Origin of the sequence: Thioalkalivibrio sp. ALE25 (assembly GCF_000377285.1) — a bacterium.
GTDB lineage: Bacteria > Pseudomonadota > Gammaproteobacteria > Ectothiorhodospirales > Ectothiorhodospiraceae > Thioalkalivibrio.
The window spans coordinates 1-11652 of the sequence record NZ_KB897940.1 but is presented as its reverse complement, the minus strand read 5'-3'; the positions used below and the strand labels follow the sequence as shown (position 1 = coordinate 11652).

Here is an 11652-nt window from a genome sequence, read left to right as displayed (position 1 = left end):
CCGGCTCAGTGGGCGGGCCGGGCCGGCAGTTTCCCGCCGAGCAGGGCGGTTGCCTGTGTCGCGTCCACCGGGGGCGAGTAGTAATAGCCCTGCGCCAGCGAGCAGCCGAGGGCGCGCAGCGTGGCGGCGTGGGTGTGGCTTTCCACGCCCTCGGCCACGGCCTCGAGCCCGAGATTGCGGGCCATGTGGATCACGGTCTGCACCAGGCGCTGGCTGTATTCGTCGCGATCCAGGCCGGCCACGAAGCTGCGGTCGATCTTGAGGATATCCAGTGGCAGGCGGTGCAGGTAGCTGAGCGAGGAGTAGCCGGTGCCGAAGTCGTCCATCGCCAGGCTGATGCCCAGGGCCTTCAGCCGGTGCAGGGTCTCGATCAGTTCGTCCAGGTTGCCGAGGGTGGCCGTCTCGGTAATCTCCAGGCGCACCTGCGCGGCCGGGGCGCCGGTGCCTTCCAGGATGGTCTGCACGTCCCCCACGAGTTCCGGGCGGGTGAGCTGACGGGCGGAGAGGTTGGTGCTGATGGTCAGGGGCGTTCTCGCCCCGTCCGCGTTCCACTCCACCAGCTGGCGGCAGGCAGTGTAGAGGACCTGCATGTCGATCAGGTGCACCTGCCCGGTGTCCTCCGCGATCGGGATGAAATGATCGGGCGGCACCAGTTCCCCGTTGCGCTCCCAGCGTACCAGGGCCTCGAAGCCGGTGATCCGCTCCTCGCCGAGCGACATGATGGGCTGGAAGTGGACGCGGAAGTCGCCGCGTTCCACCGCCAGGCGCAGGTCGGTCTCCAGCGCCAGGCTTTGCAGGGCCTGCGTCTGCATGCCCGGGTCGCAGAACTCGCACCGGGCCTTGCCAAGTGACTTCGCGCGGTACATCGCCATGTCCGCCTCGCGCATCAGGTCATCCGGGGTGGCCGGACGGGCCGGGTCGTCGGGTTCGCCGGGCCCCTGGACCGGGCAGCTCTGGCCGTAGGGCCGGGTCGCGATGCCGATGCTGACGGTGACGTAGACGTCCTGCCCGGCGAGGGAGAACGGCTCGTGCAGCACGGCCTGCAGGCGCTCGGCCACGCGCAGGGCATCCACCGGCTCGTGCAGGCCCTCCAGCAGGATGGTGAACTCGTCGCCACCCAGCCGCGCAAGGGTATCGTCCGGGCGATTGGTCTCGTCCCCCTTGGGGCGCGAGACGGTGTCGTTCTGGCGCAGCGCGGTCAGCAGGCGCTGGCCCACGCGTACCAGCAGCTCGTCGCCGGCCGGATGGCCCAGGCTGTCGTTGACGACCTTGAAGCGGTCGATGTCCACGAACAGCACCGCGAACAGGTTGAAGGGCTCTCGCGTGGCACGGGCGATCGCGTGCGCCAGCCGGTCGTGGAACAAGCGCCGGTTGGGGAGGCCGGTCAGCTGGTCGTGGGAGGCGTTGTGGAGCAGGCGTTCCTCGTGGCGGTTGCGCTCGATCACGCGGCCGAGCTGCACGCCGATCTGCCACATCAGCCAGAGCAGGTCGGGGTCGGTGGTGGTGGGCTCGGTGGCGAAAAATTCGAGGACACAGGCCACCTCGTGGCCGACCATGACCGGGAAGGCGAAGCCGGAGCGCAGGCCGCTGGCCGTTGCCTGAGGCGCGCGCGGGAAGTTGTCGTCCGCCGCGAGATCCTCGATCCACGCGGGCTCGCCGTGGTCCAGCACACGGCCGGGCAGCCCCTCGCCGGGGCCGAAGCTCGTGTTCTCGGTGCTGTCGCGAAAGGCGGTGAAGGGCTCAGCAGAGGCGAGATGCCAGATGCCGGTGGGGTCTAGCTGGCTGTGGCCACTGTGTTGGTTCGGTCGGGCCAGGTAGGCATGCCCCACCGGCCAGTCCAGGTAGCGTCCGATCGCGGCCAGCGCCGCGCGCAGTACATGCGCGATGGAGTCGGACTGGTTCGCGGTGGAGGCAATGGTGTTGAGCAGCTCGATCTGCTGCTGCTTCGCGTAAACGTCCTGCAGCCGGGTCTCGGCCAGCGTCTCGGCGCGGCGGCGAGCCGCGCGTTCCTGCTCGACCAGGGTCTGCAGGCGATCCCGTTCGCTATCCGTCGCGAAGTCGCGCGCGCGTCGGTTCACGCGCACCCCCCGTGGGCGAGGCAAATTGTGCGCGTCCGAGGCCTGCGCGTCTGGGTGTACTGCATGGGCCACTCCCGGCCGTTATGGTGCGCTGCGTCCCTTGCCGGTAGAACCACTCCCGGCTGCGTACCGCGCCTAGCCTCGGGAAATCTGGGGTGCCAACGCGAGTGTGGACATTAACCAGTGTTTCCCTTGCCAGCCGGTACACGCGGAGGCGTCTCATCCGGAAGACGCCTCCGAGTCCCGTGCCATTCCGTGCGCATTGTAGGGCCCCGGCGCATGCGGCGCATCAGTCGGCGGGGTGGGTGACCCAGGGTTCGCCCATGGCCTCCTCCCAGTCCGCCTGGGTGGGATGGTTGCGGTCGTAGCGTTTCCAGGCCTCGAAGATCTCGTCCGGCCAGTGTGACTGCAGCCAGGCGATGATCGCCTCGACGTCCGCCTCCGACAGGGTGTCCTCGAAGCTGGGCATGGCGCCGCCACGCGCCTCGGCGCCATAACGGATCATGTCCTTCAGCTGCCAATAGGGGTGGTGCCAGGTGTGGGCGCTGCCATCCAGCGGGGGCGGTGGCAAGGTGCCGTCCGGGTTGCGCTGGCGCCAGTTCTCGGCGCCCTCGCGCTGGGCCCCGTGGCAGGCGATGCAGTGCTCCTGATAGAGCCGTTCCCCGCGCTGCAGGATCTCCGGGTCGGTGGTGCGTTCGAGGTGGTCGGGGGTGCCGGAGGCCCCGCCGAAGCCGTCGCAGCCCGCCAGCGTGGCAGCGGACAGGAGCAGCACCGCACCGGCGAAACCGGCGCGGAGGGTACGCGGGTCCGGCATCAGTCCTGAACGTCCGGCTCGCCGGTGCCGTCGGCCGGCGCGTCGTCCCCGCGGAAGGCGTCGCGTACCGAGCCCCAGGCCTTGCGCGAGCCGTCACGGATGCCGCCCCAGGCGTCGCGGGCGCCATCGCGCACCCCGCCCCAGGCGCCGGAGGAGCGCTCGCGCATCTCGCCCGACCATTCGGCCAGGCGGTCCCGTTCCTCGACCAGGCCGTCATAGGCCCGTTCGCGGCGCTCGCGGGTGGCGTCGCTCAGGTCGTCCCAGCCCTCGCGGATGTTGTTGCCCAGGCGGCTCAGTTCGCGGTCCATCGCGTCCAGGGTCTCGCGGGTACGGGAGCGGGTGGCCTCGCCGGCCTCCTCGCCTTCCTCCTGGAGTTCCTCGCGGGTCTCGGCCCAGGACTCGCGCAGTTCCTCCATCTCGCTGGCGGTGGCATCGTCCTCCATGGCGGCATCCGATTCGTCGCTGGCCGTGGGTTCGTCCCCTGCGTGGGTGTCGTGATCGGCGGCATACAGGGGGCTTGCGGCCAGCATCAGACCGCACAGCCCGGCGAGCAGGATGGGGCGCAGTTCGAGCAGGTTCATGTCGGGTCCTCCGGGGTGCCGCGGGGCGGCTGACCAATGATGTTGATCTCTCATGGTAGGACGTTTCGCGCTCCGGTATGTTTCCAGGGAGCGGATGATTTGCGAGGCAGTCCACGTGATGTACTGGAGAAGGCAGGTTGCAGGGGGTGTGCTGGCGCTGCTTCTGGCGGGTTGCGCCACGTCGACCCCGGATCCGGGCGATGACGGCACGTCCTCGGGGTTGCCCGAAGGATGGGAACCCGCGCCGACGGCCTTCGAGGCCCAGGCGGTGCCATCGCTTGAGCCGAGGGTGATGCCGGGTTCCGCGGTGATGGAGTGGTTCGCGGCCAGTGGCTGGAAATCCGGCCTGGCCGTCGACTACGCGGGGCTGGAGATCGACCAGCCGCGCCCGGAACGCGCGGAGGTCCGCCTGACCGGGCTGCGTGATGATGCCGTCGAGGCCTACGAATTCCGCCTGGAGCTGGAGCAGGCGGAGGCCGGCTGGGTGGTGCGCACGGTGGAACGCCGGGCCATCTGCCGCCGCGGCCTCGCCGACAGCGGCCTCTGCCTGTAACGCTTCGTGGAGGATATGCGCAGGGAAAAGAATATTCACCACGAAGTGCACGAAGGCACGAAGAAGGGCGAGGGCAACAGCGGTTCGACCACAGAGGGCACAGAGATCACGGAGAAGGACAAGGGGGGCGGGATAATTGTTCAGGATGACCCGCGGGCTGGAACAAAGCCGTTCGCCACCAGGAACGCTTACAACAAAAGGATTTTCTTCGTGCCTTCGTGCGCTTCGTGGTGAATCAACAGGCCCTTGATTTTTGAGCCTTGAAGCCCTTCTCTGAGTCCTCCGTGTTCTCTGTGGTGAATCGAGACTTGCGGCTGGTTCAGCGGCGGCGGGCGAGGGTCAGGCCGTCGCCGATGGGGGCCAGCGAGAGGTCGATGCGTTCGTCGTGGTGCAGGGCATCGTTGAAGGCGCGGATCGCGCGGGTGTCTTCGCGCGTGTCGTCCGGGTCGGCGACGCTGCCATGCCACAAGGTGTTGTCGACCAGGATCAGGCCGCCGGCACGGACCAGGCGCAGGCAGTGCTCGAAGTAGTCGGGGTAGCCGGTCTTGTCCGCGTCGATGAAGGCCAGGTCGAAGCGGCCAGTCTCGCCTTCGGCCTCCAGTGCCTGCAGCGTGTTGCCGGCCTCGCCCAGCTCGAGCCGGATGCGACCGCTGACCCCGGCGCGTTCCCAGTAGCGCCGGGCCGTGGTGGTCCACTGCGCGCTCTTGTCCAGGGTAACGACCGTGCCGTCCTCCGGCAGGGCCAGCGCGATGGCCAGCGCGCTGTAGCCGGTGAAGGTCCCGATCTCCAGATAGCGCCGCGCCCCCATGAGCCGCGCCAGTAGCGCCATGAACTGGCCCTGCTCCGGGGCGATCTGCATGTTGGCCTCGGGCAGGTTCGCGGTCTCGGCACGCAGCTCGGCGAGTATCTCCTGCTCGCGCAGCGAGTGCTCCAGGAGGTAGTCATACAGGGGGCCATCGAGTCCGATGGAACGATTGGACATCACGCGCTCCGGGGTTGTGGGTGAGGGATCAGACGGTCCAGCCATCGGCGCAGGACCGGTGTGGCCAGGACGATCAGGATGACCAGGGTGCTCCACTCGAGCCAGGCGGGCAGCATCTCGCCGGCGGTGCCCATCTGCGTGGCGACGTCGACCCCGGTGTGGGCGAGTCCGGCGTCCAGGGCGAGCCCCAGCGCGATGGTGGTGACCGCGATACCGGTCAGGTAGAGCAATAGCGCCGGCGTGCCAAGTTCGCGGCGAAACACGCCCAGGGTCGCCAGGCTGGTGATCGGTGCGGCCAGCAGGAACACCAGCACGGTGCCGGGGGAGACCCCGGCCGCGATCAGGCCCACGGCGATCGGTGTTGCGGCGGTCGCGCAGAGGTACATGGGGATGCCGATGACGGCCATTACGAGCATGGCCGGCAGGCCCGATCCCCAGGCGGCCAGCGTGGCCGGCGGGACCAGGGCGAGCAGGGCGCCGGCGACCAGCAGGCCGATCACCAGCCACAGGCGGATATCGTCGAGCACGCCGCCAAAGGCATAGGCGAGGCCCGCGCGCAGCCGTGCGGACAAACGCTCCGGGGCCTCGGGTGTGGCGCAGCCGTCGGCGGTCCCGCAGCATCCGCCGCAGCTGTCCGGTTCGCCCCGCGGTGGGTCCGGACGCTCGGTCGCGGCGCGGGTGCGGCCCACCAGCAGGCCTGTGGTGATGGCCGTGACAATGGCGCCCAGGGCCCGGGCCACGGCCATCATGGGGCCCAGCAGGGCATAGCTGATGGCGAGCGAGTCGACGCCGACGCCCGGCGTGCCGATCAGGAAGGCGGTGGTGGGGCCCCGCCCGGCCCCGCCGCGGTGCAGGGCCAGTGCGGTCGGGATGGCCCCGCAGGAGCAAAGGGGCAGGGGGGCGCCGACCACGGCGGCCCGCGCGGTGGCGGGAATGCCCGAGCCGCCCAGCCAGCGCTGCAGGGCAGCCTCCGGAATCAGTGCCTTGACGCCGCCGGCCGCGAGCAGGCCCAGCAGCAGCCAGGGCGCCGCCGTCAACGCGACACTCAGCGTCTGCCTGAGGATGTCGAGGATCATGGCCCGATGTTCCGTCGCGGCGGGGGCAACTGCAAGAAGCCCGCGCTCCGGCGGGCGGTGCGGCCGAGGTCTCGGGCGTCAGCCGCGCTGGCGCGAGATGCGCAGGACGTCGGTCAGGCGGCGCAGACCGCGCATGATCTGGGCCAGGTGCTGGCGATCGCGCACGGTCAGCAGGAAGGTCATCGCGGTGGAGTGGCCATCCTGCTCGTTGAAGGAGATGTGCTCGATGTTGGAGCCATGGTCGGCGATGACCGCAGCCATGTCGGCCAGGGCCCCGCGGCGGTTGGCCGTGCGGGTGCGCACCGCGGCGGTGAACTGCAGCGAGGGCTCGTGCGACCATTCCAGCGTGATGGTGCGGTCGCTGCGGTCGCGGCTTTCGTGCAGGACGTTGCGGCAGTTTTCCCGGTGGACCACCAGGCCGCGGCCGGCGCTCAGCTGGCCGATGATCGGGTCACCCGGGATCGGGTGGCAGCACCGGGCGTAGTTCAGCACCAGGCCCTCGGTACCGCTGACCGCGAGGGTGGTGGGTGCCTCGTCGGCCGCGGGCTCGGGGGCGTCCCTGCCGGCCATCTGGCGGGCGACCAGCGAGGCCATGCGGTTGCCCAGGCCGATGTCGACCAGCAGTGCGTCCAGGTCCTTCAGCTGCATCGCGTCCAGCATCTGGTCCAGGCGTGCCGGCGAGATCCGCGGCAGGCTGGTGTCCAGCGACTCCAGCGCCTTCTCCAGCAGGCGTTCGCCCAGGGTGCGGGCCTCCTCGGACTGCATCGACTTCAGGCAGTGGCGGATGCCGGTACGGGCCTTGCCGGTGACCACGAAGGACAACCAGGCCGGGTTGGGGCGCGCGCCGGGGGAGGTGACGATCTCCACCGTCTGGCCGCTTTGCAGGCGCACCGACAGCGGTGCCAACTGACGGTCGATCTTGGCCGCCACACAGCGGTTGCCGACGTCGGAGTGCACTGCGTAGGCGAAGTCGATCGGGGTCGCGTCGCGCGGCAGGACCATGATGTCGCCACCGGGGGTAAAGGTGTAGACCTCGTCGGGGAACAGGTCGACCTTCACGTTCTCCAGGAACTCGATCGAGTTGCCCACGCTGTTCTGGATCTCGAGGACATCCTTCAGCCATTCGCGCGCGCGGCTCTGGGCGGTCCGGGTGGATTCGCCCCCGGCCTTGTACTGCCAGTGCGCGGCGATACCACTCTCGGCCACGCGATCCATCTCGGTGGAACGGATCTGGATCTCGATGGGCACGCCCTGCGGGCCGAACAGGATGGTATGCAGCGACTGGTAGCCGTTGGATTTGGGGATCGCGATGTAGTCCTTGAAGCGCCCCGGTACCGGCTTGTAGAGGTTGTGCACCACGCCCAGGGAGCGGTAGCACGTATCGACGTCGTCGACGATGATGCGGATGGCGAAGACGTCGAACACCTCCTCGAACGAGTGGTGCTTGTCGCGCATCTTGCGGTAGATGCTGTACAGCCCCTTCTCGCGTCCGGAGATGCGCCCGACGATGCCGGCGGCCTCCATGCGCGAGCAGATCGCCTGCTCGATATTGCGCATGGGCTCGCGGCGGTTGCCGCCGGCACGGTGCACCGCGCGTTCCAGTACGGCCGCGCGCCACGGGTGTTTGGCGGAAAAGCCGAGGGCCTCCAGCTCGCGGCGCATGGCGTTCATGCCCAGGCGCTGCGCGATGGGGGCGTAGATCTCCAGGGTTTCCTTGGCGATGCGCCGGCGCTTGTCCGGGCGCATCACGCCCAGGGTGCGCATGTTGTGCAGGCGGTCGGCCAGCTTGATCAGGATCACCCGAATATCACGGGTGATCGCCAGCATCATCTTGCGGAAGTTCTCCGCCTGCGCCTCGGCCTTGGTCTGGAACTGCAGGTGGGTGAGCTTGGAGACGCCGTCCACCAGCTCCGCGACCTCTTCGCCGAACTCGGCGTGGATGCGGTCCTTGCTGGTAGCGGTGTCCTCCATCACGTCATGCAGGATGGCGGCGCAGATCGCCTGGTGGTCCATCCGCATCTCGGCCATGGTGCGGGCCACGGCCAGGGGGTGATAGATGTAGGGTTCGCCGGTCTTGCGGGTCTGGCCTTCGTGGGATTCCGCGCCCAGGAGATAGGCGCGATAGACCTCCTCGACCTCTTCCGGCTCGAGATAGGCCTCGAGCTCGGAACACAAATCGCTGATCAGGAATCGGGTCGAATCACCCGTTGCCGCCGAAACGGCCCCGGGCGCGGCTGGCTGCCCAGCGGCCATTGAAAACCCTCGCCTAGCGTTCGTCGGCTTCCAGCTGTTCCAGATGACGGATGGTGCTGAAGTCCAGCATCTGGTTCTGGGGCCGTTCGTCGTGTTCGTCGAACACCTCCGGACCGACCACGCCGGCGGCGATCTCGCGCAGGGCGATCACCGTGGGCTTGTCGTTGTCCTCGGGTACACGCGCTTCCTTGCCGTGGGCGATGTGGCGGGCCCGGCGGGCGGCCATCAGCACCAGCTGAAAGCGGTTTTCGACATTTTCGAGGCAGTCCTCGACGGTAACGCGTGCCATCGGATACTCCGGTCAGTAAATTCTTGAAATCCATGCGGCACAGCCGCAGTTCACTAGCATGTTACGCCGACCCCGGCGCCGCCGCCAACAGGTTCCCGATCGTGGGTGCGGCTCGGGTCTCCTGTTCCACGGTGCGCAGACGATTGGCGCGGAAGATACAGGCCAGGTCGCGCACGGCCTCGTCGAAATCGGCATTGACCACGGTGTAGTCGTACTCGCGGAAATGCGTGCAGTCGGATTCGGCGTCGCGCAGGCGGCGCTGGATCACGTCCTCCTCGTCCTGGCCGCGGCCGCGCAGGCGGCGCTCCAGCTCGTCGCGCGAGGGGGGCAAGATGAAGATGGAGTGGGCGTCCGGTACCGCCGCGCGCACCTGGCGCGCGCCCTGCCAGTCGATCTCCAGGATCACGTCGACGCCAGCGTCCAGGCGCTCGTCGACGCTGGCGCGCGCGGTGCCGTAGAAGTTGTCGAAGACCTTGGCGTGTTCCAGTAGCTGCCCGTCCTCGATCATGCCGAGGAAGGTCTCGGCGGAGACGAAGTGGTAGTGCTGCCCGTCCACCTCGCTGGCGCGCGGCTTGCGCGTGGTGTGAGAGACCGAGACCTCCACGGCCTCCACCGTCTCCAGGAGCGCCGCGACCAGGCTGGTCTTGCCGGCGCCGGACGGGGCGGAAACGATATAGAGGGTGCCGCGAGCGGCCGGGGTGCTGGCGGTCATGGACGTGTCCGCGGAACCTGAACGTGATCGGGTCCTGGCGGTCTCCCGGGCGGGCCGTTTGCGGCGAGCCACAGGCGGGTACGCCAGGGTCAAAGAAGAAGGTTGGTCGGAGTGAAAGGATTCGAACCTTCGACCCCTGCCTCCCGAAGGCAGTGCTCTACCAAGCTGAGCTACACTCCGAACCGAGCCCGCTATTATGCCGAGCCTCTCCGGGCGTGTCCATGCCCCCGCAGGATGAAAATCGGGTCGGGCGCGGGCGTCAGTGGTTGCGCCCGACGGCGAAGCGGGCAAGGTCGATCAGGGCCTGGCGGTGCGGCGAGTCGGGCAGGGTGGAGATGGCCTCGATCGCGGCGTCGGTTTCCGCCTCCGCGCGGGACCGGGTATAGGCCAGGCCATCCGTGCCGTGCACCACCTGCAGCACCGTGTCGACCCGGTCGCGCCCGCCGTCCTCGATGGCCTGGCGCACGATCGCCTGCTGCTCCGGTGTGCCGACGCGCAGGGCGTGGATCAGCGGCAGGGTGGGCTTGCCCTCGGCGAGGTCATCCCCCATGCGCTTGCCGGTGACTTCGTCATCCGAGGAGTAGTCGAGGACATCGTCGATCAGCTGGAAGGCGGTGCCCAGGTGCATGCCGTAGCGCGCCAGCGCCTGTTCGTCGGCCTGCGGGCGTTCGCCCAGGATCGCGCCCAGCTGGCAGGCCGCCTCGAACAGCTTGGCGGTCTTCGACTGGATCACGTGCATGTAGCGCTGCTCGTCGACGTCGGCGTCGTGGCAGTTCATCAGCTGCATCACCTCGCCCTCGGCGATCACGTTGGTCGCGTGGGACAGGATCTCCATCACCCGCATGGAGCCGACCTCGACCATCATTTCGAACGCGCGCGAGTAGAGAAAGTCCCCCACCAGCACCGCGGCCTCGTTGCCGAAGATGTGGTTGGCGGTCTCGTTCCCGCGGCGCATCTCGGAGGCGTCGACCACGTCGTCGTGCAGCAGGGTCGCGGTATGGATGAACTCCACCACCGCCGCCAGCGTCACGGGGTCCTGGCCCTGCACGTGGCAGGCGCGCGCGGACAGCGTGGCCAGCAGCGGCCGCAGGCGCTTGCCGCCCGAGTGGATGATGTAGTGCCCGAGCTGGTTGATCAGCACCACCGGCGAGCTCAGGCGCTCGCGGATGCACTGATCGACGGCCTGCATGTCGTCGGCCGCCAGTTCTCGGATCGCGTCAATGGACATGGGGGTAGGCAAGCGGGCTCTGTCGGGACAAGTAGAGTGGTCGGGAGGGGCGAAGGCATGCTAGGGAAACGCCACCGAATGTACAAGCTCGCGCGCGAGTCGCTCTTGCGTGCGTTTAATGCGCGGCGACTGCCGTGCAGTCATTCTGCACAGGGGAGCCGCAACGCTGCGCGCGCGCCCGTGTACATTCATCAGCGTTTCCCCGGCGTCGCGGTCGTCGGCGCGCGCCGGTGATGGGCTTGTCCCGGCATTGACCCGCAAGCGAAGCGCTGCTAGCATTTCCGCCCTTTCGCGAGACCAGTCCCGTCGGCTGGTCCACACAAGGTATCGCAACGGAGTCCCAGGGAAATGTACGCGATCATCGCAACAGGTGGTAAACAGTACCGCGTCGCCGAAGGCGACGTGATTCGCATCGAAAAGCTCGAGGCCGAGGCCGGTTCCGAGGTCGAATTCGACCAGGTGCTGATGGTCGGTGCGGGTGACGATGTCCGCGTCGGGGCCCCGCTGGTGGACGGTGGCAAGGTCACCGCCAAGGTCGAAGACCATGGCCGCGCCAAGAAGGTCCACATCATGAAATTCCGGCGGCGCAAGCATTCCCAGAAGCAGATGGGGCACCGCCAGCACTACACCACCGTGCGCATCACCGGCATCGCCGGCTGATCGGCGCAGGCATTCAGGAGAACTGAACCATGGCACATAAGAAGGCAGGCGGGAGTACCCGCAACGGGCGCGATTCCGAGAGCAAACGCCTTGGCGTGAAGCGCTTTGGCGGTCAGGTCGTGCGCGCCGGCAACATCCTCGTTCGTCAGCGCGGGACGCAGTATCATCCCGGCGAGGGCGTGGGTTGCGGCAAGGACCATACGCTGTTCGCCAAGGTCGACGGCCAGGTCGTCTTCAAGGTGGGCGGTCCGCACAACCGTCGTTTCGTGAGCGTCCAGCCGCAGCAGTAAGCCGGCCGGCTAGGGAGACGCTGATTGAATCGCACGTCCGCGTTGGTGCCCCCTGTTTTCCGAGACAAGGCGCGTCGTGCAGCGGGTAGTGGTTCTACCCGCAAGCGGCGCAACGCAGGATCGGGGAACAGGGGGC

The 11652-nt window shown here is 68.3% G+C and carries 12 protein-coding genes and 1 tRNA gene; 3 read left to right on the top strand and 10 right to left on the bottom strand.

Annotated elements, in window-relative coordinates; translation table 11 throughout:
* Positions 1-5 precede the first annotated feature (5 nt).
* From C996_RS0113075 to C996_RS0113065, 3 genes are all read right to left on the bottom strand, one after another.
* Positions 6-2084: a bifunctional diguanylate cyclase/phosphodiesterase gene (locus C996_RS0113075; protein ID WP_196799354.1), complete on the bottom strand. Its 2079-nt coding sequence runs from the start codon at positions 2082-2084 to the stop codon at positions 6-8.
* Positions 2085-2367: 283 nt separating this feature from the next.
* Complete coding sequence (locus C996_RS0113070) at positions 2368-2892, bottom strand: cytochrome c (protein WP_018867877.1); 525 nt, start codon at positions 2890-2892, stop codon at positions 2368-2370.
* Positions 2892-3473 carry a hypothetical protein gene (locus C996_RS0113065; protein ID WP_018867876.1) on the bottom strand — a complete coding sequence of 194 codons (582 nt, stop codon included), beginning with the start codon at positions 3471-3473 and terminating at the stop codon, positions 2892-2894. Before C996_RS0113065 ends, C996_RS0113070 begins: the two co-directional genes overlap by 1 nt.
* Before the next feature lie 148 nt (positions 3474-3621).
* Here C996_RS0113065 and C996_RS14880 point away from each other — a divergent pair, with 148 nt between their 5' ends.
* Positions 3622-4026 carry a hypothetical protein gene (locus tag C996_RS14880; protein ID WP_081619374.1) on the top strand — a complete coding sequence of 135 codons (405 nt, stop codon included), beginning with the start codon at positions 3622-3624 and terminating at the stop codon, positions 4024-4026.
* Positions 4027-4345: 319 nt separating this feature from the next.
* On the opposite strand, the gene C996_RS0113050 is transcribed toward C996_RS14880, so the two are convergent.
* The 7 genes from C996_RS0113050 to ispB all read right to left on the bottom strand — a co-directional run bounded on the left by C996_RS0113050 (position 4346) and on the right by ispB (position 10566).
* Positions 4346-5008: a class I SAM-dependent methyltransferase gene (locus tag C996_RS0113050; RefSeq protein ID WP_018867873.1), complete on the bottom strand. Its 663-nt coding sequence runs from the start codon at positions 5006-5008 to the stop codon at positions 4346-4348.
* Positions 5008-6084: an SO_0444 family Cu/Zn efflux transporter gene (locus tag C996_RS0113045; protein WP_018867872.1), complete on the bottom strand. Its 1077-nt coding sequence runs from the start codon at positions 6082-6084 to the stop codon at positions 5008-5010. The genes C996_RS0113050 and C996_RS0113045 overlap by 1 nt, the downstream gene beginning before the upstream one ends.
* A 78-nt stretch (positions 6085-6162) precedes the next feature.
* The gene (gene spoT, locus C996_RS0113040; RefSeq protein ID WP_026279325.1) at positions 6163-8337 is read right to left on the bottom strand and encodes a bifunctional GTP diphosphokinase/guanosine-3',5'-bis pyrophosphate 3'-pyrophosphohydrolase; all 2175 of its coding nucleotides are present in this window, start codon (positions 8335-8337) and stop codon (positions 6163-6165) included.
* Between the two features lie 13 nt (positions 8338-8350).
* On the bottom strand, positions 8351-8626 hold the full coding sequence (rpoZ, locus tag C996_RS0113035) for a DNA-directed RNA polymerase subunit omega (RefSeq protein ID WP_018867870.1): 276 nt from the start codon (positions 8624-8626) through the stop codon (positions 8351-8353).
* Between the two features lie 61 nt (positions 8627-8687).
* Positions 8688-9338 carry a guanylate kinase gene (gene gmk, locus C996_RS0113030; protein ID WP_018867869.1) on the bottom strand — a complete coding sequence of 217 codons (651 nt, stop codon included), beginning with the start codon at positions 9336-9338 and terminating at the stop codon, positions 8688-8690.
* Positions 9339-9441: 103 nt separating this feature from the next.
* Positions 9442-9518 (bottom strand) — tRNA-Pro (locus tag C996_RS0113025).
* Between the two features lie 79 nt (positions 9519-9597).
* On the bottom strand, positions 9598-10566 hold the full coding sequence (ispB, locus tag C996_RS0113020; protein WP_018867868.1) for an octaprenyl diphosphate synthase: 969 nt from the start codon (positions 10564-10566) through the stop codon (positions 9598-9600).
* A gap of 348 nt (positions 10567-10914) precedes the next feature.
* Here ispB and rplU point away from each other — a divergent pair, with 348 nt between their 5' ends.
* The gene (gene rplU / locus C996_RS0113015) at positions 10915-11226 is read left to right on the top strand and encodes a 50S ribosomal protein L21 (RefSeq protein WP_017941885.1); all 312 of its coding nucleotides are present in this window, start codon (positions 10915-10917) and stop codon (positions 11224-11226) included.
* A 29-nt stretch (positions 11227-11255) separates the two neighbouring features.
* Positions 11256-11516, top strand: coding sequence for a 50S ribosomal protein L27 (rpmA, locus tag C996_RS0113010; protein WP_018867867.1), 261 nt, complete (start codon positions 11256-11258; stop codon positions 11514-11516).
* Positions 11517-11652: the final 136 nt, after the last annotated feature.

Coding starts and splice junctions, on each gene's coding strand:
- C996_RS0113070 (WP_018867877.1), bottom strand. CDS start 2,892: ATGCCGGACCCGCGTACCCTCCGCGCCGGTTTCGCCGGTGCGGTGCTG.
- C996_RS0113065 (WP_018867876.1), bottom strand. CDS start 3,473: ATGAACCTGCTCGAACTGCGCCCCATCCTGCTCGCCGGGCTGTGCGGT.
- C996_RS0113050 (WP_018867873.1), bottom strand. CDS start 5,008: ATGTCCAATCGTTCCATCGGACTCGATGGCCCCCTGTATGACTACCTC.
- C996_RS0113045 (WP_018867872.1), bottom strand. CDS start 6,084: ATGATCCTCGACATCCTCAGGCAGACGCTGAGTGTCGCGTTGACGGCG.
- spoT (WP_026279325.1), bottom strand. CDS start 8,337: ATGGCCGCTGGGCAGCCAGCCGCGCCCGGGGCCGTTTCGGCGGCAACG.
- rpoZ (WP_018867870.1), bottom strand. CDS start 8,626: ATGGCACGCGTTACCGTCGAGGACTGCCTCGAAAATGTCGAAAACCGC.
- gmk (WP_018867869.1), bottom strand. CDS start 9,338: ATGACCGCCAGCACCCCGGCCGCTCGCGGCACCCTCTATATCGTTTCC.
- ispB (WP_018867868.1), bottom strand. CDS start 10,566: ATGTCCATTGACGCGATCCGAGAACTGGCGGCCGACGACATGCAGGCC.
- rplU (WP_017941885.1), top strand. CDS start 10,915: ATGTACGCGATCATCGCAACAGGTGGTAAACAGTACCGCGTCGCCGAA.
- rpmA (WP_018867867.1), top strand. CDS start 11,256: ATGGCACATAAGAAGGCAGGCGGGAGTACCCGCAACGGGCGCGATTCC.